20 protein-coding genes are annotated in these 23,405 nt (G+C 52.5%); 9 read left to right on the top strand and 11 right to left on the bottom strand.

Annotated elements, in window-relative coordinates; all coding sequences use genetic code 11:
• Positions 1 to 125: 125 nt before the first annotated feature.
• From ACYVAM_RS02430 to ACYVAM_RS02410, 5 genes are all read right to left on the bottom strand, one after another.
• Positions 126 to 1,430: a Gfo/Idh/MocA family protein gene (locus tag ACYVAM_RS02430; RefSeq protein ID WP_461064211.1), complete on the bottom strand. Its 1,305-nt coding sequence runs from the start codon at positions 1,428 to 1,430 to the stop codon at positions 126 to 128.
• Positions 1,431 to 1,538: 108 nt separating this feature from the next.
• Positions 1,539 to 2,324, bottom strand: coding sequence for a 3-ketoacyl-ACP reductase (locus ACYVAM_RS02425; protein WP_461063551.1), 786 nt, complete (start codon positions 2,322 to 2,324; stop codon positions 1,539 to 1,541).
• On the bottom strand, positions 2,321 to 3,766 hold the full coding sequence (locus tag ACYVAM_RS02420) for an oxidoreductase (RefSeq protein WP_461063549.1): 1,446 nt from the start codon (positions 3,764 to 3,766) through the stop codon (positions 2,321 to 2,323). Before ACYVAM_RS02420 ends, ACYVAM_RS02425 begins: the two co-directional genes overlap by 4 nt.
• Positions 3,763 to 5,160, bottom strand: coding sequence for a glycosyl hydrolase (locus ACYVAM_RS02415; RefSeq protein ID WP_461063547.1), 1,398 nt, complete (start codon positions 5,158 to 5,160; stop codon positions 3,763 to 3,765). The genes ACYVAM_RS02420 and ACYVAM_RS02415 overlap by 4 nt, the downstream gene beginning before the upstream one ends.
• 287 nt (positions 5,161 to 5,447) lie before the next feature.
• Positions 5,448 to 5,801, bottom strand: a complete 354-nt coding sequence (locus ACYVAM_RS02410; protein ID WP_461063545.1) for a hypothetical protein — start codon at positions 5,799 to 5,801, stop codon at positions 5,448 to 5,450.
• A 60-nt stretch (positions 5,802 to 5,861) separates the two neighbouring features.
• Between ACYVAM_RS02410 and ACYVAM_RS02405 the strand changes: the two genes are divergently transcribed.
• Both ACYVAM_RS02405 and ACYVAM_RS02400 read left to right on the top strand, forming a co-directional pair.
• Positions 5,862 to 6,323, top strand: coding sequence for an OsmC family protein (locus ACYVAM_RS02405; protein ID WP_461063543.1), 462 nt, complete (start codon positions 5,862 to 5,864; stop codon positions 6,321 to 6,323).
• A 182-nt stretch (positions 6,324 to 6,505) separates the two neighbouring features.
• Positions 6,506 to 7,324, top strand: a complete 819-nt coding sequence (locus tag ACYVAM_RS02400) for a thymidylate synthase (RefSeq protein WP_461063541.1) — start codon at positions 6,506 to 6,508, stop codon at positions 7,322 to 7,324.
• 83 nt (positions 7,325 to 7,407) lie between these two features.
• On the opposite strand, the gene ACYVAM_RS02395 is transcribed toward ACYVAM_RS02400, so the two are convergent.
• A complete protein-coding gene (locus ACYVAM_RS02395) occupies positions 7,408 to 7,500 on the bottom strand; it encodes a hypothetical protein (RefSeq protein ID WP_461064209.1) in 93 nt (30 codons plus the stop codon).
• Positions 7,457 to 7,711 carry a hypothetical protein gene (locus ACYVAM_RS02390; RefSeq protein WP_461064227.1) on the bottom strand — a complete coding sequence of 85 codons (255 nt, stop codon included), beginning with the start codon at positions 7,709 to 7,711 and terminating at the stop codon, positions 7,457 to 7,459. Before ACYVAM_RS02390 ends, ACYVAM_RS02395 begins: the two co-directional genes overlap by 44 nt.
• Positions 7,712 to 7,844: 133 nt before the next feature.
• Between ACYVAM_RS02390 and ACYVAM_RS02385 the strand changes: the two genes are divergently transcribed.
• From ACYVAM_RS02385 to ACYVAM_RS02365, 5 genes are all read left to right on the top strand, one after another.
• Positions 7,845 to 9,578: a helix-hairpin-helix domain-containing protein gene (locus ACYVAM_RS02385; protein WP_461063540.1), complete on the top strand. Its 1,734-nt coding sequence runs from the start codon at positions 7,845 to 7,847 to the stop codon at positions 9,576 to 9,578.
• Between the two features lie 140 nt (positions 9,579 to 9,718).
• Positions 9,719 to 12,130, top strand: coding sequence for a TonB-dependent receptor (locus ACYVAM_RS02380; RefSeq protein WP_461063538.1), 2,412 nt, complete (start codon positions 9,719 to 9,721; stop codon positions 12,128 to 12,130).
• Positions 12,130 to 13,188 carry a DUF4249 domain-containing protein gene (locus ACYVAM_RS02375; RefSeq protein ID WP_461063536.1) on the top strand — a complete coding sequence of 353 codons (1,059 nt, stop codon included), beginning with the start codon at positions 12,130 to 12,132 and terminating at the stop codon, positions 13,186 to 13,188. Before ACYVAM_RS02380 ends, ACYVAM_RS02375 begins: the two co-directional genes overlap by 1 nt.
• 146 nt (positions 13,189 to 13,334) lie before the next feature.
• On the top strand, positions 13,335 to 14,333 hold the full coding sequence (locus ACYVAM_RS02370; RefSeq protein WP_461063534.1) for a glycosyltransferase family 9 protein: 999 nt from the start codon (positions 13,335 to 13,337) through the stop codon (positions 14,331 to 14,333).
• Positions 14,334 to 14,498: 165 nt separating this feature from the next.
• A complete protein-coding gene (locus ACYVAM_RS02365) occupies positions 14,499 to 17,048 on the top strand; it encodes an FdhF/YdeP family oxidoreductase (RefSeq protein ID WP_461063532.1) in 2,550 nt (849 codons plus the stop codon).
• Between the two features lie 67 nt (positions 17,049 to 17,115).
• Here ACYVAM_RS02365 and ACYVAM_RS02360 read toward each other — a convergent pair whose 3' ends face one another.
• Genes ACYVAM_RS02360 through ACYVAM_RS02350 form a run of 3 tightly spaced genes read right to left on the bottom strand, consistent with a single transcriptional unit; the run spans position 17,116 to position 20,091 of the window.
• Positions 17,116 to 18,348, bottom strand: a complete 1,233-nt coding sequence (locus ACYVAM_RS02360; protein ID WP_461063530.1) for a multidrug effflux MFS transporter — start codon at positions 18,346 to 18,348, stop codon at positions 17,116 to 17,118.
• A gap of 52 nt (positions 18,349 to 18,400) precedes the next feature.
• Positions 18,401 to 19,450 (bottom strand): glycosyltransferase family 9 protein, encoded by a 1,050-nt coding sequence (locus tag ACYVAM_RS02355; RefSeq protein WP_461063528.1) that lies wholly within the window; start codon positions 19,448 to 19,450, stop codon positions 18,401 to 18,403.
• Positions 19,451 to 19,485: 35 nt separating this feature from the next.
• Positions 19,486 to 20,091 carry a DUF4254 domain-containing protein gene (locus ACYVAM_RS02350; RefSeq protein WP_461063526.1) on the bottom strand — a complete coding sequence of 202 codons (606 nt, stop codon included), beginning with the start codon at positions 20,089 to 20,091 and terminating at the stop codon, positions 19,486 to 19,488.
• A gap of 153 nt (positions 20,092 to 20,244) precedes the next feature.
• Between ACYVAM_RS02350 and ACYVAM_RS02345 the strand changes: the two genes are divergently transcribed.
• Entirely contained in the window at positions 20,245 to 21,192 is a 948-nt protein-coding gene (locus ACYVAM_RS02345; RefSeq protein ID WP_461063524.1) for a GlxA family transcriptional regulator, read from the top strand.
• A 26-nt stretch (positions 21,193 to 21,218) separates the two neighbouring features.
• On the top strand, positions 21,219 to 22,082 hold the full coding sequence (locus ACYVAM_RS02340; RefSeq protein ID WP_461063522.1) for a DJ-1/PfpI family protein: 864 nt from the start codon (positions 21,219 to 21,221) through the stop codon (positions 22,080 to 22,082).
• 12 nt (positions 22,083 to 22,094) lie between these two features.
• On the opposite strand, the gene ACYVAM_RS02335 is transcribed toward ACYVAM_RS02340, so the two are convergent.
• The gene (locus ACYVAM_RS02335; protein WP_461063520.1) at positions 22,095 to 23,336 is read right to left on the bottom strand and encodes a molybdopterin molybdotransferase MoeA; all 1,242 of its coding nucleotides are present in this window, start codon (positions 23,334 to 23,336) and stop codon (positions 22,095 to 22,097) included.
• Positions 23,337 to 23,405: the final 69 nt, after the last annotated feature.

The raw sequence follows: 23,405 nt of genomic DNA, 5'->3' as shown, positions 1-23,405 counted from the left end.
TTGGGTAGTCTTGATTTTTGAGAGTCGGGATCGGGTTCTCCCCAACGGGTGGAGTCGGGTTTGAGAACCCGACTCCACGAAAAAACGACTCCATAGAAAGAACTTGGAAGACGAATCGACTTGTTTTACACTTTCTCCGGCACCACAAACGGCGCCCGATACTTGCGGGTCAGCATCTGGTTGGCTTCTTTATCGCTCACAAACACTTCATTCTTGGGATCGAAATGCAGGGTGCGTCCCAGCCGATAGGCGATATTGCCCAGGTGGGCGATCCCAGACGCCAGGTGGGCCGTTTCAACAGGGCCATTTTGCTTTGCCGTGTCCCGCGCCCGAACCGCTTCGATAAAGTTCAGGTAATGGTCACCCCCTTCGTTGCGGGCCGGACCCGGCGCGCGTTCTTTCCCCAGGAACGTTTTATAGTCCGAATAACCGTTAACGACCATGTAGCCCTTGTCGCCGTAGAAGATGTTGCCAATTTCAACGCCGTCTTCCTTGTTGGTCATCCAGGGGCGAACCTCGAACTGAATGACCTTCCCCTGCGATGGGTACTTGTAGATCGACGTGAGCGTTTCGGGTGTTTCCTTGCAGTCGTTCCAGAGAAACTTGCCCCCCGCCGACGTTATTTCTTCGGGAAGGCCGACGTCCAGGCCCCACATGCAGAGGTCCGTTTCGTGAATGCCTTGGTTGCCAATGTCGCCATTGCCGTAGTCCCAGAACCAGTGCCAGTTGTAATGCACATAGTTTTTGCTGAACTCTTTGGCCTGTGCCGGACCCTGCCACATGTTCCAGTTTAGCTCAGATGGAACGGGCGAGGGGCCTTTGTTCCCAATGTCGGGTCGCCATTTGTAGACCAGTCCCCGCGCCATGTAGACCTTCCCGATCAGCCCGTCGCGCAGGTGTTTGATCGCTTCCTGAATCGCCACGGAGCTTCGCAACTGCACGCCATGTTGCACGATACGTTTGTAATGGTGGGCTGCTTCTACCAGCTTCCGGCCCTCCCGAAGGTTATGGGCACCAGGTTTCTCCACATACACATCCTTTCCCGCCTGACAGGCCCAGATAGCCGCCAGGGCGTGCCAGTGGTTGGGCGTGGCAATACTCACCGCATCAATATCTTTGTCTTCATAGACCTGCCGAAGGTCGGCCATGGTCTTCACTTTTTTGTTGTACTTCTTCTCGAACTCGCTGGCTCCGTTCTGAAGCACTGTGCTATCCACATCGCAAAGGGTTGCCACCTCCACATCTTTGAGCCGCGAAAAACCCTGAATATGATCTTTCCCGCGTCCATTGATCCCTATTACGGCAATACGAATTCGGTCATTGGCCCCAAAGGCACTTGCCGGAATGAAGGTAGGCAGGCCCATGGCTGCTAAGGAACCAACTGCTCCGGCCTTGAGGACATACCGCCTTGAAACTTGATTTTCGTTCATCATTAAGTTGGTTTAGGAGAGTTTGATGTTAGTGGTTTGTAGTTAGTGGTTTGACGTTCGTAGTTCGTGGTTGGCTGACGCGTCTACAAACTACCAACCACAAACCATTCACAGCCTCGGTATCGTCAACCCGCCGTCGACCAGAATAACCTGGCCGGTCGAATAGGGGAAGTCGCCTTTTGCCAGGGCCGCTACGGCCCGGCCTACGTCGTTGGGGAGCCCCCAGCGTTTCTGCAAACAAAGTCCGCTCGCAATGAGCGCATCGTATTTGGCCGTCACGCCAGCCGTCATATCCGTTTTAATTAAGCCCGGCCGTACTTCATAGACCGGTATGTCATATTCGCCCAGCCGGGCTGCAAACAACTGAGTCGCCATGCTCAGGCCAGCTTTTGCTACGCAATATTCTCCCCGATTCACTGACGCAACCGTAGCCGAAACGGAGGATACATTGATAATGCAGCCCCAGAAATCCACTTTTTCTGCCCGTTGAGCAATCATCCAGTTAGCGGCAGCTTGTGTCAGGAAGTAGGCTCCCTGCAGATTGGTTGATAGTACATACTGAAAACTTTCTTCGGTGGCTTCGAGAATGTCCCGTCGCTCTTTGGGGGCTACCCCTGCGTTGTTCACCAGCACATTCAGCTGGCCAAAATGGGTCTTAATCGATTGCAACATATCAATACGATCCAATGTCGACGCAATGTCGCCCGGACAGTAAATCACATCGCTCCCCCGGCTTTTCAACGCGTCGAGGGCAACCGCAACAGCTTCTGCCGGCCGAACGCCGTTGATTGCAAGATCGAATCCGGCATCGGCCAACTTCTCGGCTATGCCGTATCCAATGCCCCGGCTTCCGCCGGTGATGAAGGCAACAGGGCGGCTCTCCGGGTGTCTCATAAGCTTTCTTTTATCGCTTTAAGCTGGTCGGCTTCCTGGGTTTTCTTGTAGAGCGGATCCAACGGGTAACAACCTGAAATGAGGCCGTTCCGCGGGGCCGTCGTACAGTCCGAAAACGTGCGACAAATCTGATTACGAACCAGCGCCCGCCCTGCCAGCATGTCGGCGGGCATCGTCGGGTAGGAGAGAACCATCCTACCAAAACCAACGCTATCGGCCATGCCCGTGCGTAGTACATGTTGCGCAACGTTGGGCAGCCATTCCTGTAAATACGAATACCCAGAGCCAATGATCACCAGATTTGGGAAAGCCTGTTTCAGTTCGTGGGTCACCTCCAGCTGGCGTTTCACCCCCAGGAGCGGATCTTCGGGTGGCAGGTAACCATCCGACGGTGGAAACAGCGCCGGCCGCATCAGATGGGGATTGTAGTAGGGGCTACCCCCCGTAATACATACCAGCTGGATGCCGAGCGATTCCACCAACGACAGGAGCGCTTTGGTCTCCGTTAGGTCGAAGTCTAACCCGTTGGATTTTCCGCCAAAGGCAAACGGGTACTGCTCTGCTCCTTCGGGAATGCCCGTACCCATCGGTCCTTTTTTGAAGGGGAGCATATCGAACGCGCTCAGGCGAATGCCGATCTCAAGCCCCGGCGCGGCCTCCCGGATCCCCGCAACGATGTTTCGCAGATAGCGGGTCCTATTCTCAAACGAACCGCCGTAGCGTCCTTCCCGGCTCACCGCGCTCAGGAACTCGTGGCCCAGATAACCATGGCAGTGCTTGACATCCACAAAGTCAAAACCCGCTTTTTGCGCAAGGACGGCAGTTTGTACGTATTGTTCAATAATCTGATCAATAGCCGCATCGGTGAGTACCGGATGATCGGCACGCATGCCGAACTTGCTGTTCAGAAACGGGTGACTGTACAGGATTTTAGGCTCGAATGTTTTCTTATCGGTAGGTTTACAAAAACGGCCTGAATGCGTCAGCTGGAGACCAATCAGTAAATCGTCGGTCTGTCCGACTGCTTCGGTATGCGTATCCAGAATGAGTTGCCGTAATTCGACAAAATCGGGCAGCGTTTCGCTGTTCAGCACCAACTGGTTCGGGTTGGCCTTCCCGGAATGGCAGACCGCCACGGCCTCGCAGCCAAATAATAATTTTGCACCACTGATGGCAAACTTCTTCCAGCGGGTTCGGGTAAAATCCGTGGGTCGACCATCAGTGGTGCCATCCCAGCCTTCCATAGGCAAAATGCAGAGGCTATTGCCAATTTTCTTGCCTGACTTGAGCTGAATCGGTCGATTAAACGGACTTTCGGCAGGGGGCAATAATGCGTCATCGAACGGCAGGCTGATGTCGTTCTTCGTTAGATAGTTGCGCAGGTCAGCCGTGGTTTTCAACTGGGCCACGCGCGGAAATTGAGGCTTGTATTTCTCACTCATCGGCTCTGATCAGGTTCGGCGATTCGGTTAAAGAAGGTGTAGTAAGGTTCGTTGCGAATAATTCGCTGGAGGTACAGGGCAACCTCACGGGCATGGTAATCGCCCCACATGCTCGATTCGCCATTGGCAATTTTGCTCCCCTCCGGTACGTAATCCCAGCCGTTGGGCTGGTGATAGATAGAATGTAAAAGCAATCCCTGATGGGTTGGGTCGGTGCTGAGATAGGGCGCGTCAAAGAGCGTGTTAAGTACCGTTAATCCCGCCTGAAAATACCGCTGGCCAGCGTCTGTGTTGCCCTTTCGTCTTAAGTAGTCGCCCAGTCGTAACAAGCCCTGTGCCCCAATGGCTGCTGCCGAGCTATCGACGGGCTCAAACGCATTATATGGGTCGGCGGGGCGGTTCAGGTAGTCGCCTAAGCGGTGCAGGTTTGGCGCGCCCGTATCCCAGTAGGGAATGCCATCAGTCGGGGTATGGTCGATGTAAAAATCGCAGGTGGCCGTGGCGGCTCTTAGCATAAAGGCTTCGATGGACTCACGTCCGCCAAAGGGTTCCAGCTCGGCATCGGCGCGGGTGGCGAGCCATTCCAGTTCTTCGGCAAAACCACACATGGCCCAGGCCAGACCACGCGTCCAGGTTGTAAAGCCCGAATAGCCCTGCTGCGAATTGGGGCAACGGAAATTACCGTCTTTCGCATTAAAAACACTTTCGTGGGCCGTACGGCCCCAGCAATCATAGCGATCGCGTCCTTCACCGTAAAATACGGAGTAATCCGCCGTGGCTTTCATGTGCTGGAGTGCCCGTTTCAACAGGTTGATTTTTACATCGCCCTCACCCTGGAAAACATGGCCCAGCGCATGGCTCAGTACCAATGCCCGGCACGAGCGAATGGTATCGACAAAGAGCGAATGTGGGCCATTGAAGGAACTGATAAAGCCTCCATTTTTAATGGGTGTCCAGCGGCTGGCCTGAACCGCCCCGGAGATTTTCAGCGCGAGTTCGTACAGGTTCCTCTCCCAGTCATTAGCCGGAATACGTCCTTCCTGCATCAACCGAAGCAGATTGCCGTAGGTGCTGACATTGTTGAAACCGTGGTCGTGTACACCCGTGTGGCTGATGTGGGGAGCCATCAGGCTGCGTGTTTTCTGACGACCCATCTCCAGAAAATAGGGTTCGTCGGTAGCATCGAACTGTAAGATAGCTGACCCAAACTGAAAGCCCTGTGTCCACTCTGTCCAGCCTCGGGTGGTGTACTTACCCTGAACGGTGAAGACCGGAGAGCCTTTATTTACATCGTATTCTGTATCGATCAGTCGGATTTTCTGGCCCGAGAGCGCCCACAATCGGTCAAGTTTGGTCGATAAATCGGTCGGGTGGAGCGAATGGTCAATCTGCATTGGGTTGCGAAGACTGGAGTTTTGTAGCTGGGTGCTAGTTTATCATGGAATTATCTAACTCGACAAAGGAGGAGAAGCCGGGTCGCTACTGTATAGGCGCTATTGAAAATGAAATATTCGTGTAATAGCGGGGAAGTTGGCCGTCGTAATGCGCAGTCTGGTCGATTTGTAGAGCAACGAGCTGGTCGGCAGACTGCTCACACTGCATCGCGGCAAGGGCACCGCAACGGGAAATGCACCAATTCGCCTGATTGGTGAACGGAAAACGACTATTCTTGAGAGGAAAGTTAGAAAAGGCCCTGCCCGAGAAATTGCGGCAAGGCGATGGGCTTATTGTTCAGAATAAGAAAGTAAACCAATCCGGCCAGGACCAAATAGCTGAAAGCCAGCCATTTCCTTTTTTGTGCGAACTCCACCGGGTGGTGGTAATAATCATAAATCATGGATGCCGATAAGCCCATGACCATCAGAAAGAACGAGAACACCCCAAAATCTGTTCGATAAGGACTCACCGACTGCATGAACTTTGCGCCCGACAGGATGTAGAGCAACCAGGCCCCGAACCCTGCCCGATACAGGTAGACGCTCAACCGCCGGTCATTCTTAAGGTCAAAAAGGTCGTCAGTGAATTTTTCAGACATAGCCTGCTTTACGTTTGGCTTGTGAAAATACTAACTCTTTCTATTAAACGCAAAAACACAATGCTTGATTCACAACCGGTTGACACCGTTCAGGAATTTAAGACAATGCAGGTCGAGCTGGTTCGCGTCGACGATGCCTTTCATTTTGAAGCCCTTGGTGCCTCAGGTGTGGCCCAGCATATGGATGCGGCAACCGACATTGGTGGCCATAATGCAGGGGCCCGCCCGATGGAGATGTTGCTGATGGGCCTGGCTGGTTGCTCGGCGATCGACGTTGTTCTGATCCTTCAGAAACAAAAACAGGTCATCGACGACTTTCGGATGAAAGTTGACGGTTTACGGGAAAAAGACGCAACGCCGTCGCCCTTTAAAAAAATTCACATTACCTACCTGCTTAAGGGCCAGCTAGATGAGGTAAAAGTAAAACGGGCCATCGACCTGTCGATGGATAAATATTGCTCGGCAACTGCCCAGTTCCGGCCTTCAGCCGATATTACCTATTCGTTTGAGATTCAGAAATAAGTAAACCTACAAGGTTTTGAAACTTTATAGGTTTTGTGGGCAAACGGCTTATTCGTTGCTTACATGGTGGCGAAGCGTGCTGATGCCATGAGAATCTTACGAATTACCCCTCCGCCTTTGGGTCGAGGGGTTTTATTTTGACTAAAACTTGCCTTACCCCTCACGACTTACGACTTTTGTTTATGCAACAATACCACGATCTCCTACGCCACATTCTCGCCAATGGTTCGCGTAAAACAGACCGCACCGGCACGGGTACCCTTAGTGTTTTTGGTTACCAGATGCGTTTTAATCTGCAGGATGGCTTCCCACTGCTAACGACCAAGAAAGTCCATACAAAGTCTATTATCCACGAATTGTTATGGTTCATTAAGGGCGATACCAACATTAAATACCTGAAAGACAATGGCGTTTCTATCTGGGACGAATGGGCGGACGAGAATGGTGATTTAGGGCCGGTATATGGCAAACAGTGGCGAAGCTGGCAGTCGGATGGACAAACGATCGATCAGTTAAGTGACGTATTGAAGCAGCTTAAAACCACGCCTGATTCGCGACGGATGATTATTTCGGCCTGGAATCCCGCCGATGTGCCCAGTATGGCCCTGCCGCCCTGTCATCTATTGATGCAATTTTATGTGGCTCCCCCGGACCCCGAAAAAGGAGAGACGCTGAACAAACTCTCCTGCCAGCTGTACCAACGCAGCGCCGATGTGTTTTTGGGGGTGCCCTTTAACATTGCCAGCTACGCCTTACTGACGATGATGATTGCCCAGGAGTGCGGCTACACAGCGCACGAATTTATCTGGACGGGCGGGGATACACATCTGTACCTGAACCACTTGGAGCAGGTGGAAACCCAGCTTGCCCGCGACATCCGGCCGTTGCCAACCATGCGGCTGAACCCAGCGGTGAAGTCCGTATTCGACTTTACCTACGACGATTTTACACTCGAAAATTATACCCCACACCCGGCCATTAAGGCGCCGGTCGCGGTGTAAGGTCAAGTAGTTGGTTTACGGTGAAGAACGCGCGTTTGCTGTTCAGTCAACCCGGATGAATAACCCGTAAACCAACTACCATTTCACTGACCGACCAGCTTCCGGTACTCTTTTTCGATCATATCCTGTTCATTACCCCTGTGGTATACGCTGGCATAGTGCGACAGTAAGCCAATGCCCCAGCCGATCATCGGGAAAATAGGCCAGGGGAAAAAAAGTACCTGTGTGCTCTGTTGAGCGAACGACGAAGGCGGTGAAAGCCCAGATGAGCCACAAGCCCCCATTGATAATCAGGAAGGCGCGTAAGTGAATACGAAAACCGACGCGTGCTTTCGCTTGTTTCCACAGATAAGGGTTGCGTTGGGAGGTGTTATGAATCGGTTCCATGCTCTTGATTTTTTGTCTAGGATTGATAAACAGGTTTGTCTGTTTCGATGGATCAAAGATCATAGCGCCAAACCCTCATTTTCCTTAAAATCTGACCAATTGCCTAACTTGCGGAGTGAATTCCCTCATGACCATGACCAATTCTGAAATCGTCGACCTGCTTGAATTGACGGGCCGGTTGATGGAGCTTCACGACCGTGATGCCTTCAAAACACGTACCTTCCAGAGTGCCGCCTTTAACCTGGACAAATCCACCGCCGACCTAAGCAACTTGCCCGTTGAGGAGTTGGTTAAGCTACCCGGCGTGGGCAAATCGGTGGCACAAAAAATCCGGGAAATAGCCGAGACAGGGCATTTGGCGGATCTGGATGAGCTACTGGCCCAAACGCCCGAAGGTGTTCTGGACATGTTTCGGATAAAGGGATTGGGCGTCAAAAAAGTCCGGACGCTCTGGCAGGAGCTGGGTATTACCAACCTTCGGGATCTTCAACTGGCGGGCGAGAACGGCCAGATTGCCAAAATCAAGGGATTTGGCGCCAGTACGCAGGAGAAAATCCTGGCGGCCCTGGAGTTTTTACAGGAGCAACAGGGCAAGGTTCGAATGGACAAAGCCGCTATGATCGCAAACCTGCTTCAGAACGAGTTGTCGACTCATTTTGACCGCGTCGAAATAAGTGGCCAGGTACGTCGGAAAGCCCAGGAGGTTGATGCTGTGCAACTGCTCATCCAAACCAGCGACCCGATTTCAGCAATGGATACGTTGAAGACATTGCCGAATTTAAATCAAAATGAAGCCGAATCATCGCCGTTTGCCTGGCGTGGCCAATTAACGGGTTTCGATGTTCAGGTGGAATTGTTGCTTTATCCGGCCGAACAAATGAACCGACAATTGTTCATTCATACCGCTGCCGATCCCCATTTGCTCCAGGCCGGAACGGGCGGCATTCCCTTGTTGCAGGTGGCCTACGCCAGCACGCTATCGGAAGTAGCGCACTCAGAAGATGTAGCCGATACGGAACGGGCCATTTATCAGCGGGCGGGTTTGCCGTATATCGTACCCGAAATGCGCGAAGATGACTTTGCCTACCGCTGGGCCAGCCGCCATTCAAACGAAGAGCTGGTTACCTGGGACGACCTCCGGGGAACACTCCATAACCACAGCACCTGGTCGGACGGAAAGCAGTCTGTGGCCGATATGGCGGCTTACTGCCGGGAGCTTGGGCTGAGTTATTTTGGTATTGCCGACCATTCCAAAACAGCCTCCTATGCTGGTGGGCTCGACGCCGAACGGGTGCATCAGCAACAGCGGGAGATCGATGAACTGAACAAAGGGTTTAGCGATGACTTTCGAATCTTTAAAGGCATTGAATCGGATATTTTGAGTGACGGCTCGCTCGATTATGATGAGGCTACGCTGGCCACCTTCGACTACGTCGTTGCATCCGTCCATCAAACCCTGACGATGTCGGAGGAAAAGGCCACGACGCGATTATTACGGGCCATCGAAAACCCCTATACGACAATTCTCGGGCATCCAACCGGTCGTTTATTGCTTGCTCGCGAAGGCTACCCAATCGATCACCGGGCCATCATCGACGCCTGTGCCGAGCATCACGTCATTATTGAAATCAACGCCAGTCCCTACCGGCTTGACATTGACTGGCGCTGGATCGATTATGCCATGCAACAGGGTGTTAAGTTGAGTATTAACCCCGATGCGCATGATTTGGTTGGGTTGCTGGACATGCACTATGGCGTGGCAATTGGCCGGAAAGGCGGCTTAACCAAAGCCATGACCTTTAATGCGCTTACATTGGATGAGATGAGTACTTATCTAACAAATAGAAAGGGAAATGTACTTAAGTAAATGACTTTGTTCCTTTAACTATCAATTAATAATCCGTTAAGGATCGTTAGAAATAGGGTATATCGACCGTTTTACGTCTTTAGTCCATTAAGTATCAGCTTAATGGACTTTTTGCTTTTACGCTTTCTAACCACCAATCTATGCGTTTTTTACCTTTACTGTTGCTTTCGTTATTCGTACTCAACGGGGCTATGGCCCAGCAAAAAAACAGCCCGGCGGTTTCACCGGCTACGTTCTCGGCAACGGGCTATGTTCGGGATGCAAAAACCGGTAAACCAATTCAGGGGGTCAATATTGTCGTTCTGAACGTATCGAAAGGGTACGTGACAGCAAAAGACGGCTTTTATATTGTGCAACTGCCGCCCGGCAACTATGTCTTGCGCTTCTCACACGTGGGCTACCGCTCAAAGCAGGATACAATTTCGTTGCAGAAAACGCTTTTCCGGGAAGTGACGATGGAAGACGATGCCAAAGATCTGGAAGAAGTCGTCGTAACGAGTGAAACACCCGACCGAAATGTTCGTAAAGTTGAAATAGGGGTCTCGCAATTAACCATCCGTAGTATCCGTCGAATTCCGCCCCTGATGGGCGAGGTAGACATTGTGCGCAGTCTGCTGTTGCTGCCGGGTGTAACAACGGTTGGCGAGGGCGCACCGGGGTTTAACGTTCGGGGAGGGAGTGCCGACCAGAACCTGATCTTGTTCGATGAGGCTCCGGTATTCAATTCCAGCCACTTGATGGGTTTTTTCTCCGTGTTTAATCCCGATGTTGTGCGCGACGTGACCTTGAATCGGGGTGGAGTTGCAGCCGCTTACGGGGGTCGGGCTTCGTCGGTATTGGATGTGAAGATTAAAGAACCGGATGCCGATAAGTGGAGTATCAATGGAGGCATTGGTATCATTTCCAGTCGATTAGGGGTGGAAGGGCCAATCATCAAAAAGAAACTCTCGTTTCTGGTTGCTGCGCGGGCATCGTTCAATGATTTTCTATTTAAACTGGCGCCCCCGAATCTGAAAGGGACACAAGCCAATTTCTACGACCTGACGAGCAAACTCAAGTACCAACCCAACGAAAAGAATACAATCACACTGACGGGCTACTTGAGTAAGGATATTTTTAAGCTGGCGTCTGACTCCCTTTCCGGAGAAGAAATAAATGCCTCCTCAACCCGGTTTAACTACCAGACGATGAACGCCGTGCTACGCTGGAATTACTTCATGAGTAAACAGGTAAATCTGGCCACATCCGTCATTTTAAGCCGTTATCAGGCTAATTTGTCGTCGCCAGATTCATCGAATGCTTTTGAACTGAAGTCGGGTGTCTGGCATCGTCAGCTGAAGTCAGACCTAACATATACACCCAACGAAGTTCACCAGTGGCAGGCAGGCGTGAGCGCTATTGCTTACCAGATTCAGCCCAACACCCGTATTCCGGGGGTGTATTCCAACGTGCTGCCGGTCGATCTTGCCCGCGAGCAGGCCTACGAACTCGCGGCCTATGTGCAGGACGAATGGAAAGTAAATCCAGCGGTGGCGATTATTGCCGGGCTGCGCTATTCCGAATTATTGAACCGGGGACCGGCAACCGTACGTACCTACCAGGAAAACGGGCCTCGGCAGGACGAAACGGTGGCTTCTCAGCAAACGTATGGGTCGGGTAAAATCTATAACTCAGTGGGGGGCCTGGAGCCCCGGCTGGCGGTGCGCTGGTCGGTTAGTGAAGGAAAGGCTATCAAAGCTGGCTATAGCCGATTGCGGCAGTACATTCAGCAGGTGACCAATACAACGGCTGCCCTGCCCACGTCGCGCTGGCACCTGAGCGATATGTACACCAAGCCCGTAATCGCCGACCAGTGGTCACTCGGTTATTTCAGCAATACCGCCGACAATGCCATTGAGGCATCGGGTGAAGTGTATTATAAAACACTGACCAATGCGATCGACTACCGGGATGGGGCCGAGTTGCAACTGGCCGAAGCGGTTGAAACACAGATTGTGCAGGGGAGTGGCCGGGCTTATGGATTTGAAGGCCTGCTCCGTAAAAATAAGGGCCGCTGGACGGGCTTCATGAGTTATACCTACGCCCGTACCTTCCTGACCATGAATAGCCTGTATCCTAGCGAGCGGGTCAATAACGGTAATCCATATCCGGCAAATTACGACAAGCCCCATACGTTCAATGTACTGGCCACGCACCGGCCAACGCCCTGGTTCAGCATGTCCCTGAACTTTACCTATAGCACAGGACGCCCAACGACTCAGCCATCGGCCATTGCCCAGGTGGCCGGGATATCCATCCCGATCTACCTGGACCGTAACCAGCAACGTGTTCCGGACTATCACCGGCTCGATTTTTCAATGACGTTTGAGCAGAATCCACTCAAACACAAAAAGAACCAGAGCAGTTGGGTATTTTCGATTTACAACGTGTACGCGCACAAAAATGCGTATTCTATTTTTTATAAGCTGAGCCCGGCCTCGGCTTCGGACGCCTACAAGCTATCTATTTTCGGAACAGCTTTCCCTTCACTGACCTATAACTTCAAATTCTGATGAGACTACCAGCTTTTGTGTTTTCTTTGCTCTTGCTGTGTCTACTACTCGTGGTCTCGTGCGTCACGGAATTCCAGCCAGACAACGTTAGTATTCCCCCTTCGCTAATCGTTGAAGGACAAGTTACCGATCAGCCCGGTCCCTATTCAATCAGGCTCACCCGCACAGCCGACTACTCCTACAAGAGCCTGAATCTGCTGGAAATGGGCGCCACGGTCGTTATTTCGGACAACCTGGGCAACAAAGAAACCCTAACCGAGCAGGCCCCCGGTGGCACATACCAGACAACCAACCTGCGGGGCGTAGTTGGCCGGAGCTATAAGGTCAGTATTCAGACCAAAGCGGGTAAGAAATATGAATCAGATATGGAAGTCTTGACGGCGGCTCCCCCCATTTCGAAAATTTATGCCGAGTACACAAAAGAAACGGGAGGTATAAGTTCGGCAAAGAACCAGAGTTGGGATGTGTATCTGGACACGAAAGACCCCGAAGTATCGGGCAATTACTACCGTTGGGCGTGGACACATTACGAATTTATAGACATTTGTTCGAAGCAGGAACAGCGAGATGGTACACTGCTGGGCAGGCTCTGCTGTTCAAATTGCTGGGATATTACCCGTTGTTATACGTGCATCAATATCACATCAGACGTTAATATCAACGGAAAAGACATTAGTCGCCAGTTTATTTCGCGTGTGCCTTACAAATCGAGGAGTGCCTATTACATCGAAGTACAGCAACAGGCGATCAGTAAAGGGGCGTATGAGTTCTGGAAAAGCGTTCGGCAGTTGACCAGCAACACGGGTGGACTGTTCGATGCTGCCCCGTCTACGGTACGAGGGAATATTCATGCGCTGAGCGACCCAACCGAAACCGTCTATGGTTATTTTGGGGCAACGGGTATCTCCGAGAAATACTTGAATGTAGATCGTAGTGATGGAGAAGGCTTCCCGGATATAGATCCTCCGATAACGGTAGCACAGCCTCCTGCCAGTTGCGTTGTCTGCGAAAATAGCCTATACCGAACGCCAAATAAGCCGCGGTGGTGGCAACCCTAAAGAATCCGGGTAATCAGAAGACTCTAAACGTACGCCCATTGGGTAATATGTATCCACCAGTGCTACTCACTAAGCCGCGCTGGTGGACTTATTAACTGGTTTGGTGAGGTGTTAGAAATAGAATAGATTTGTGAAGTGATTACATTATGGCCTCCCCGGTGAACGTACTGATTCTGCAATTTGCCTCCATTGGCGATGTCGTTCTGACGTCGCCTGTTGTGCGTTGCCTGAAACAGCAGCTCCCCAATGCCGTTATTCATTTTTGCACCCGTCGGGAGTATCGGCCCATTGTTGCCCATAATCCATACATTGCGGACTGTCATTATCTGGAAGATAGCTTATATGCGTTAATCCGGCAGCTCAGAACGCAGCGGTTCGATTACGTTATCGACCTGCAAAATACGTTTTCTACCCGACTGATCAAGGCCGCGCTGGGTTCTCGGTCATATAGTGTCGACAAACAGTCTTTCCGTAAATGGCTGTACGTCGGCTGGAAGATCAATGCGCTTCCTGATCAGCACATTGTGGATCGTTACATGGCCACGGTGCTGCCGTTAGGGATAGAAAACGATGGGCGGGGACTGGATTATTTCATCCCCTATAAAGACGAAGTCGAAGCCAACTGGTTGCCAGAAACGCATCAGAATGACTTCGTTGCCTATGCCATTGGAGGCAAACACATGACCTGTCGGTTGCCGCTGCTGCGCATGATTGAGTTATGCCTTAAAATCAACTATCCCATTGTTTTGCTAGGTGATAAAGAGGACCGTAAGGTTGGTGACGAAATTGTGAGGGCCATTGGGCATGAGCATATTTATAACGCCTGTGGCCTGTTTAACCTCAATCAATCGGCTTCATTTTTGCAACGGGCTCGGGTGGTTTTTAGTCACGACACGGGACTGATGCACATAGCCGCTGCCCTCCGAAAAAAAGTTTATTCCATTTGGGGTAGTACCACTCCCCAGTTTGGGTTCTACCCCTACAAGACGGCCCATGTTCGGCTCGAAACACCAGGTTTGGGTTGTCGTCCCTGTTCGTCAACAGGCCTCGATAACTGCCCGATGAAGCACTTCAAGTGCATGACTGAGCTCTCGTTCGATTTTGACGTGAAAGAGCTGCGAACGAAGAAGAAGAACTTTGAGTAAAGTCTTGTTCTCTCCAGGTCCTTAAGACCCATACCCCAATACTATTGGAGAAAAGTCGTTTTCGTTTGGCCAAACGTTCCGTTATTTAGTTATAGACAAGTGGGCTGAGGTGACCAGTTCAGCCCGCTCAACGGTTCAGTCCCGACCTAGTAGCCTCCAGATTGTATGGAAAAGTCTCCTAACAGCGAATCCAAGCCAAGTAATCCGGCCGAACAGGATATAAATAACGCACCCAAAAGTGGTGAACGCCCCAACCAGGGCACAGAAATGACCAACGATCACTACGACCCGTCGGGTAAGCCCGATGCCGACAAACGCGTTTTTCCCACCCCCGATAATGTGGGCGCCAAACATAAAAACCCCGTACTGGCCCAGCCGCCTGAAGCCTTTACCGGGCTCAAGTTAGGGAAACCCGCCACGGTGGCTGCCGGGGTTACTGCCGTACTTAAATCCATGGAATTTTCATGGGGAGAAGCGGGGGTTGGCCGGGGCACACACGCGCTGCTGAAACTCAATCAGAAAGATGGGTTCGACTGCTCATCGTGCGCCTGGCCCGATCCCGACGACCATCGATCGGTAGCGGAATTCTGCGAAAACGGCGCGAAAGCAACCGCTTCGGATGCCGATCACCACCGTGTCGATCCGGCGTTCTTCGCCAACCATAGTCTGGTGGAGCTATCGCACATGACCGACCGTGATCTCAACAACGCTGGTCGGTTGACGCATCCTGTTGTCCGGCGTCCGGGTGCCACGCACTATACCCAGATTTCGTGGCCCGACGCCTTCCAACTAGTGGCAGACGAACTCAATGCGCTGAAATCGCCCAACGAAGCAGTCTTTTACACCTCAGGTAAAGTGCCCAATGAACCGGCTTACCTCTACCAGCTTTTTGTGCGGCAGTTTGGCACCAATAACCTGCCCGACTGTTCCAACATGTGCCATGAGAGCAGCGGATCGGGCTTAAGCCCGACGCTGGGATTAGGCAAAGGATCGGTAACGCTGAACGATGTGCATGAAGCGGAAGTCATCCTGATCATTGGGCAGAACCCCGGCACCAATCACCCCAGAATGCTGACAGCTTTGCAAATTGCCAAGCGAAACGGCGCCAAGATCATTGCCGTCAATCCGTTGCACGAAGCGGGCCTGAGTCATTTCAAGAATCCTCAGGATTTCATGAATCCTATCAAAGCGGTGGGTACGTTGCTCGGCGCGGGAACGCCCATCGCCGACCTGCATTTACAAGTCAAGGTCAATGGAGACATGGCCGTTTTGCAGGGTATCATGAAGCACCTGCTGCGAGCCGAAGAACTGAACCCCGGCGAAGTTATCGACTATGCGTTTATCAAGCAGTACACCGCTCATTACGATGAATTTCTGGCGAATCTCAAAAAAACCAGTTGGGAGGATATTGAGGAAATCAGCGGGGTCTCGCAGGGCCAATTGCTGGAAGCCGCTAATCTGATTGCCCCCAAGCAGAAGATCATTACTTGCTGGGCTATGGGCATTACGCAACAGAAAAATGGCGTGATGAGCGTTCAGGAGATTGTCAACCTGCACCTGATGAAAGGGGCGATTGGCAAGCCGGGTGCCGGGACCTGTCCTGTGCGGGGTCATTCCAATGTGCAGGGCGACCGCACGATGGGTATTTGGGAGCGCCCTCAAAAGGAGTTTCTGGACGCCCTGGTTAAGGAATACGGTTTCGAACCGCCCCGCGAGCATGGCTACGATGTGGTGGAGTCGATCAAGGCGATGTATGAGGGGAAAACAAAGGTATTCATGAGCCTGGGTGGGAATTTCCTGTCGGCAGCTCCCGATACCGAGTTTGTTGCCGAAGCCCTTCGTAAACAGCGGCTTACCGTTTTTGTCAGCACAAAACTGAACCGGGGCCACCTCGTAACGGGTGAAACATCCCTGATTTTGCCCTGCCTGACCCACGTGGATATCGATATGCAGCGCTCGGGCCATCAGTTCACGTCCTGCGAAAACTCGATGGGCGTAATCAGCCAGAACAAAGGCGTGCTGCAGCCGCTATCTAGCGAAATGCTAAGCGAGGTGGCCATTCTTTCGGGAATTGCCATTGCCACGCTAGGCGACCGCTCGACGGTGGATTGGGTTGGTTATACGGAAAATTACGATACCATTCGGGATGCGATTGCCCGGGTAATTCCGGGATTCGATAAGTTCAACGAGAAGATTCGTAAACCCGGCGGCTTTTATCTGCCCAACGGCCCCCGTGAACGAAACTTCACGACGGAGAACGGCAAGGCTAATTTTACCGTGGCGGAAATGCCGAAACACCATATGGAGCCCGATCAGTTGGTGCTGATGTCGATCCGTAGCCACGACCAGTTCAACACGACGGTCTATGATTATAATGACCGTTACCGCGGGGTGTATGGCGAACGTCGGGTGATCTTCATGAACCCACAGGATATGAGTGACCGGCACATTCGCGAGCGCCAGTTGGTGACGATTACTAGCCATTTCGAGGGCCAGAAACGGATGCTGGAGAAGTTCATCGCTATCCCTTACAACATTCCGAGAGGGAATACGGCAGCTTATTACCCGGAGATGAATCCGTTGGTACCCATCGCCAGTGTGGCGTACATCAGTAACCAGCCAACCTCCAAATTCGTCGTCGTCACGGTAGAGCCGATGCCAGAACTACTACCCGAAGGAAGTACGTCAACCATTTCAATGACAGTAGCGGCATAGATTTTTCAGTAAAAAGAGCGCCACCCTTACAAATAAGGGTGGCGCTCTTTTTTACTGAGTGGGTTTATCACCGTGTGATTGAGTTTTCCAAAGACTCAGCCCGTTTAGTGGCCTTATCCCTAATTTTTTTACGACCCACCAATAGGATGAACAGGGCCAGCAAGGACGTGGACGCCATAATACTCACCATGGGTATGGCCGTGTGATTGTTAAGGACACTCACACAGAGGGAGGCCAGAGCGCCGAGCCCCATTTGGGTAGCGCCCATTAGCGCCGAAGCACTGCCAGCGTTTTTAGTGAACGGTGCCAAAGCCAACGCTCCGTTATTGGGGTTACTGATGCCGAGGCAGGCCAGGAAAGCGAACAGGAGTATCAGCGTACCGACGAGCCCAATCCAGCCAAGGCTGGTCAGCAACAGAAAAATCAGCGTGATGGTCACCTGGCAGCAGAGAGCGGCAAATACAAGTTGTTCACTGCGGTAGTGCCGCAATAGCGAGCTGTTGAGCTGGCTGGCGCCAATCAGGCCCACCGATAACCCGGCGAATATCCAGCCGTATACCTGCCCGCTGACCTTGAAAATATCCATGAACACCAATGGCGAATCGGCCACATAGGCAAACAGGCCCGCAAAGGACATGCCACCCGCAAAGGCATACGTAGAAAATTGAGGCTCCCGAAGCACCATCAGAAAGTTGGCTAAAATCGGGCGGGGCTTCAGGGATAAAGAGGTGTCGGGTTGGTAGCCATCCGGTAACCCGTAGCGGGTAGCCAGCAGGAGCAGCGCGCCCATGACCGCCAGAATGATAAAAACCGATTGCCAGCCAAACGCAGCCGTAACATACCCGCCGATAGTCGGTGCCAATAGAGGTGACAGACCCAGCACCAGCATTAACAGCGCGAATACTTTGGCATTTTCTTCGACCGGAAACAGGTCGCGTACCATCGCTACGGCGGCCACACCCGCTACGCAACTGCCAATCGCCTGCAAAAAGCGAAGGGCAATCAACGCATCGATACTTTGCGCAGTCATGCAGCCAATGGACGTTAGGATGAACAGACTCATGCCCGCATACAATGGTTTCTTGCGGCCGAACCGATCCAGCAGGGGACCATATAGCAACTGCCCGGCCGAGATGCCAATGAAGAACGTGGAAAGAGACAGCGCTACCTGGGGTACCGTTGTCTTTAAGTCACGGGCAATGGCCGGAAAGCCAGGCAAATACATGTCAATCGAAAAGGGCGATAGGGCCGTCATGGCACCCAAAATCAGAATTATAGATGAGCGTTGGCGTTGAGTCATAAAGGAGGTTGTTGCAAGCGTAAAATCGTATCAAACGAGGTTGATCGTGGTATTAATGGAGCATTTGCTGTACCCTTGCCGAAACAGCTTCGACCGAAATGTCGTTCAGGCAGGCCAGGTCGCCCCGCCAGCAGGGCTTGTTGCCAAACACGGAACAGGGCCGACAGGTGAGGATCTCCGGTGAAATCTGAAGGACAGCCTCAGCCCCCTGCCCCCAAGGTCCAAAACCAGCATCGGGATGTGTAGCACCCCAGATAGACAGCACCGGCACGCCACTCAGGGCCGCCAGGTGCATGTTTCCCGAATCCATGCACAGCATTCCGCTCAGTCGGCTGATGAGCAGTAGCTCGGCGGCCATGGAAAGCTGTCCGGCCACCAGAATAGCCTGCGGAAATTGTCGTTGCAGGGTTTCAAGTTGAGCGATTTCCGTAGCGCCCCCGCCGAATAGAAAAACCATAACCGGAGGCCCCGCATAGACCTGTTTCAGCAGCGGGGCGAACCGCTCGAAAGGCCACATTTTTTGGGTGTGCTGGGCGAAAGGTGCTATGCCGAGCCAGGATGTATTTTCTGTAATTACCTGGTTGTTCAGAAAGGCATTAAGCTCCGCTTCGGCTGTTGTGAAGGGTGGAAACTGAAAGGGCTTCGCGGGTTGAAGAGCCAGTCCGGCGGCATCAAATACACGGGCGTAACGGTCCACACTATGTGGCAGCTGGCGCCGGATTTTATTCGTCTTTCGGGTTAAGGCTCTTTTTTCAGTACGACCCTTATTGATCGTAAACGATGGAACCCCGACCAGGCGAAACAGGCTTTTCAGCACCGCCGAGCGCATGTTTTGGTGGGCATCCAGCACAACCTCGAACGAGGCCATTTGCCGTAACTCATTGAACAGACGAACCAGGCCTCCGAGGCCCTTGTGCGGACCGTCGAAATCAGCACCGATAACATGAACGTTGGGGAACTGTGCGAAAAAAACGGCAAATTTAGCCCGTGTCACCAGGGTGATGCGGGTATCGGGGTAACGCTGCGTAAACGCCTGAACAACGGGTGCCAGCAGGGCTACGTCGCCCATCGCTGAAAACCGAAGAAGAAGCACGTGCTTCATACACTAAGTGAAGGTGTGAGGAACAATCCCGATGCCTATTTTGCCTCGCTGTAGAGAACCGGATTCAGCGTGGGATCATTGTACATTTTCATTTGCCGATACACCTTCATGAAGCGGTCACCGTTGCGGATATCCTCCAGCAACTCATCGAAGCAACGGGCCAGATCCTGTTCCTGTTCGAGAAGAACGGCGAGTTTTTGCTGCGCTTTCAGGCGGTGTTCGTCCGATACCGACGGGCGGTCGACCTGTTCCTGGAAGTGGTAAATTTTGAGCTGTAAAATCGACATCCTGTCGAGGAGCCAGGCGGGCGTTTCGGAGTTTAGCCGGGCGGTTGGCTTGGCATGAATACCCCGAAATTGTTCGAAAAACCAACTGTCCATCTGTTCAACGGTATCCGTCCGGTCCTGATTCGACTGATCGATCCGGCGCTTGATGGCCACTAGTTCGTCGGGGCGAATAGTTGGGCTACGAATAAGGTCTTCCAGGTGCCATTGAACCGTATCGATCCAGTTTTTCTGGTATAACAGGAAGGCAATAGCATCAGCCGGAAACGGGTTGTTGATCGGGGTATCGACGTTGTCGGTCAGGTGATAGGCCTGAATACTCTGGCGAAACAGATCGTTGGCGAAAGTGGCGTTCATAAGCGGTTAATCAGTCGCAAAGATACGATTTTCGCCGGGAATGCGCTCAGGCAGGTTTTGGATGGCTACGGATTAGGTGGCCCAAAATGTCCGCTGGTTGGCCTTTGTGAGATAAAATAACCCTGTACTTTTACACCCTAACGAAACGGGTCGATGTCTGCTACTGCGCAACTGATTTTTGTTGTACCGCCCTGCGTACATGTTCTGGATCTAACGGGGCCAGTGCAGGTCTTTTATGAAGCCGCCGAATATGGAGCGCCTTATCGGCTGACGTATTGTTCACTTGGAAAGCCCGTTACCAGCTCGGCAGGGCTGAATTTCGGTAGTATACCGTCGTTTGCCGATATGGAAACACAGCCCGGCGATTTTATTTTTTTGCCCGGTATGGACATGACTTATCTTCGGTCGAACGAGTTTAAGCAGGAAACGGCTTTCTTTGACTGGCTCCGGCAACAGCACCAAAAAGGCGTTCATTTATGCTCTGTCTGTACTGGTGCCTTTCTACTGGCGCAGGCAGGCCTCCTCGATGGCCGGAAATGTACAACGCACTGGAAACGGATCGAGGAGCTACAGGCCACTTATCCCCGCTTACTGGTCCAGCACGACAGACTGTTCATCAAAGACGCTGGTATCTATACCAGTGCAGGTATTACGGCGGGTATCGATCTGGCGTTAGCCATTGTTGAGGAACACCAGGGGCCTTTGTTCGCTACCAAAATAGCGCGCGAACTGGTGGTTTACTTTCGCCGGGGCGAAGGGCATTCGCAGAAAAGTGTGTACCTGGATTACCGGAACCATATGAACGTGGCTATCCATCGAATGCAGGACTGGCTGATCGCCAATCTGGAAACGAATGCAAGCCTGGAAGAGCTGGCCGACATTGTGGGCATGAGTACCCGAAACCTGACGCGGACCTTTCGGAAAGAAACCGGCACCACGATTAATGCCTACACAACGCTGCTGCGACTCGAACTGGCCCATACGCTGCTGCATAATCCCGTCATGACGATGGATGCGATTGCCGCCAAATGCGGCTTTCGGGATGCGCGCCAACTCCGCCGAATCTGGAAAAAATCGGGTCCTGTCTCAACGATAAAGTAATCATTTTCATCCTGAATTTCACGTCTATGAACTCAATCATGTATATCGTACGCTCCCTTCCTGTCATCGGTTTATGGGTAGCCTGTTTTACGCCAATCTACGCCCATCAAATAGGTCCAAAACCAGACCTGATGGCCTACTATTGCGAGCCCTGCGGCAGCGCTTGTGATTTGGAGCGGCATAATGATCCCGGTACTTGTCTGCACTGCGGCATGCCACTTGTCAAACGGAGTGTTTCGATGATGAATTCGGTTGCTAATCGTCAGCCAACCGCGAAGAAGCGGAATGTAGCCATCTTCATTCATAATGGCGTTGAGGTGTTGGATTTCTCGGGTCCAAGCGAGGTTTTCGCGTCAACGGAAGGGTTCAACGTGTATACCGTTTCGCTTACTAAAGAGCCCATCACCAGTCAGGGATTCATCCGGATTATACCCAATTATAGCCTGGAGGATTGCCCAACGCCGGATATTGTTGTGCTGCCCGGTGGCCAAACGGGGCCATTTATTGAGAACAAGACGCTGATCAGCTGGATAAAAAACTCCGCTGAACACGCCGAAATAATGATGTCCGTTTGCACGGGGGCCGGGCTGCTGGCAAAAGCGGGGCTTCTGGACGGGAAGCAGGCGACGACGTTCCACAGTTACATCGACCCATTGCAAAAGGCGACACCCAACGCGAAGATTTTACGAAATACCCGTTTCGTTGACAATGGGCAAGTCATTACAACGGCAGGCGTGTCCGCCGGGATTGACGGAGCCCTGCACGTTGTGGCCCGGCTCAAAGGGATTGAGGTGGCCCGACAAACGGCCTTTTACATGGAGTACGATAAATGGAAACCAAGTGAAGGACTGGTTATCGAACAGAAAAATAAGCCCAAATCGGTCGAATAAGCTAACGGCCCCTTAGCTGCGTGTCGGCCATACCGGAAAGGCTTCTCCGATGCCAAACTCCGAGCGTTCGGCGGGGAGCTCCATGAAGGCATCGGCTGCCAGTAAATTAGCAAAGTCGGCTGATCCTGAGCCGGGTAGCGGGTGTGCCAGTGTCCGGCCATCGGGTTCCGAGGTCAGGCGAACGGGCAGGAAGTACGTAATGGCTGGTTTGAACACAACCGGCGTGGCCAGTTGGGCATACCGTGGTCGGGAAGGCGGCAATCCCAGCGATGCCCGCAAATAGGGCAGCACATACCGATAAGCGCAGAGCACCGTAGAAACCGGATTGCCGGGTAACGCAAAGACCGCTTTGGTCTGTTCACTTCGGGTATTTCCGTACGGGGTTTCTCCATCCTGGGCCACGGCCGTTCCGAACCAGAGCGGTTTGCCGGGGCGCTGCTCAATTTTATGGAAATGTTTCTGTACACCTAACTGGGCAAGCACCGAGGGCACAAAGTCAGCTTTGCCAGCCGAAACGCCCCCACTCAGAATCAGCACGTCATTATCGGCAAGCAGGGTTTTTAGCTGGTCTTTCAGAACAGCCTCATCATCAATGATGTGGTGCAACGTGGCGGCAATACCCAAGGTTGCCAGCGCCGTTCGGAGCATGTAGGTATTCGATCGGCGAATCTGGTAGGGCAGGGGTGTGTCGCCAACGTCGACCAGCTCATCGCCTGTGGAGATGAGCGCCACACGCGGAAGCGCCGTTACGGTCAATGTGGTTTGCCCAACCGAAGCGGCTACGGCCAGTTCCGACGGGCCAAGCCACATGCCGATCGACAAAAGTTCGTCGCCCGCCCGCCGGTCAGTTGCTTGTGGGTGAATATGTTGTCCCAACTGCACATCCTCAATGGCAATGGTCGCCTGCGAATCGGCAAGGCGTATGTCTTCGTACCGGATAACCGTGTCAGCGCCAATCGGCAGCATCGCTCCGGTCATAATTTCCAGACAGGTGTCGGCCTCGCTCAGCGTTTGCTGCGGTTGCCCTGCGAGTTGCGTTCCCTCAATACGGAATGTACGTTGCCCGGCGGCATAATCGGCAAATCGAATGGCGATGCCGTCCATCGCCACCCGGTTAAAGGGCGGGAAATCCCGGTCGGCACGAACCGTTTTCCGAAGCACCCGGCCTGCGGCATTGGCAAGGGAAACGGTTTCAGTCGGCAGGCTTAGTTTATGGTGTTGCGTAAGGGCGAAAGCGTCGGTAACGGTAAGCATGCCGTAAATGATGAATGATAAAGTATAAATGATGAATTTTGTCCTGAAAGGCGCAATCTATTCATCATT

This window comes from Spirosoma horti, assembly GCF_054776595.1.
The sequence above is the reverse complement of the archived record's forward strand: the minus strand, read 5'-3'. Positions and strand labels throughout refer to the sequence as shown.

What these genes read in the sequence shown, in the direction of transcription:
- ACYVAM_RS02430 (WP_461064211.1), bottom strand. Translation starts at nt 1,430, where the DNA reads ATGAACGAAAATCAAGTTTCAAGGCGGTATGTCCTCAAGGCCGGAGCA.
- ACYVAM_RS02425 (WP_461063551.1), bottom strand. Translation starts at nt 2,324, where the DNA reads ATGAGACACCCGGAGAGCCGCCCTGTTGCCTTCATCACCGGCGGAAGC.
- ACYVAM_RS02420 (WP_461063549.1), bottom strand. Translation starts at nt 3,766, where the DNA reads ATGAGTGAGAAATACAAGCCTCAATTTCCGCGCGTGGCCCAGTTGAAA.
- ACYVAM_RS02415 (WP_461063547.1), bottom strand. Translation starts at nt 5,160, where the DNA reads ATGCAGATTGACCATTCGCTCCACCCGACCGATTTATCGACCAAACTT.
- ACYVAM_RS02410 (WP_461063545.1), bottom strand. Translation starts at nt 5,801, where the DNA reads ATGTCTGAAAAATTCACTGACGACCTTTTTGACCTTAAGAATGACCGG.
- ACYVAM_RS02405 (WP_461063543.1), top strand. Translation starts at nt 5,862, where the DNA reads ATGCTTGATTCACAACCGGTTGACACCGTTCAGGAATTTAAGACAATG.
- ACYVAM_RS02400 (WP_461063541.1), top strand. Translation starts at nt 6,506, where the DNA reads ATGCAACAATACCACGATCTCCTACGCCACATTCTCGCCAATGGTTCG.
- ACYVAM_RS02390 (WP_461064227.1), bottom strand. Translation starts at nt 7,711, where the DNA reads ATGGAACCGATTCATAACACCTCCCAACGCAACCCTTATCTGTGGAAA.
- ACYVAM_RS02385 (WP_461063540.1), top strand. Translation starts at nt 7,845, where the DNA reads ATGACCAATTCTGAAATCGTCGACCTGCTTGAATTGACGGGCCGGTTG.
- ACYVAM_RS02380 (WP_461063538.1), top strand. Translation starts at nt 9,719, where the DNA reads ATGCGTTTTTTACCTTTACTGTTGCTTTCGTTATTCGTACTCAACGGG.
- ACYVAM_RS02375 (WP_461063536.1), top strand. Translation starts at nt 12,130, where the DNA reads ATGAGACTACCAGCTTTTGTGTTTTCTTTGCTCTTGCTGTGTCTACTA.
- ACYVAM_RS02370 (WP_461063534.1), top strand. Translation starts at nt 13,335, where the DNA reads ATGGCCTCCCCGGTGAACGTACTGATTCTGCAATTTGCCTCCATTGGC.
- ACYVAM_RS02365 (WP_461063532.1), top strand. Translation starts at nt 14,499, where the DNA reads ATGGAAAAGTCTCCTAACAGCGAATCCAAGCCAAGTAATCCGGCCGAA.
- ACYVAM_RS02360 (WP_461063530.1), bottom strand. Translation starts at nt 18,348, where the DNA reads ATGACTCAACGCCAACGCTCATCTATAATTCTGATTTTGGGTGCCATG.
- ACYVAM_RS02355 (WP_461063528.1), bottom strand. Translation starts at nt 19,450, where the DNA reads ATGAAGCACGTGCTTCTTCTTCGGTTTTCAGCGATGGGCGACGTAGCC.
- ACYVAM_RS02350 (WP_461063526.1), bottom strand. Translation starts at nt 20,091, where the DNA reads ATGAACGCCACTTTCGCCAACGATCTGTTTCGCCAGAGTATTCAGGCC.
- ACYVAM_RS02345 (WP_461063524.1), top strand. Translation starts at nt 20,245, where the DNA reads ATGTCTGCTACTGCGCAACTGATTTTTGTTGTACCGCCCTGCGTACAT.
- ACYVAM_RS02340 (WP_461063522.1), top strand. Translation starts at nt 21,219, where the DNA reads ATGAACTCAATCATGTATATCGTACGCTCCCTTCCTGTCATCGGTTTA.
- ACYVAM_RS02335 (WP_461063520.1), bottom strand. Translation starts at nt 23,336, where the DNA reads ATGCTTACCGTTACCGACGCTTTCGCCCTTACGCAACACCATAAACTA.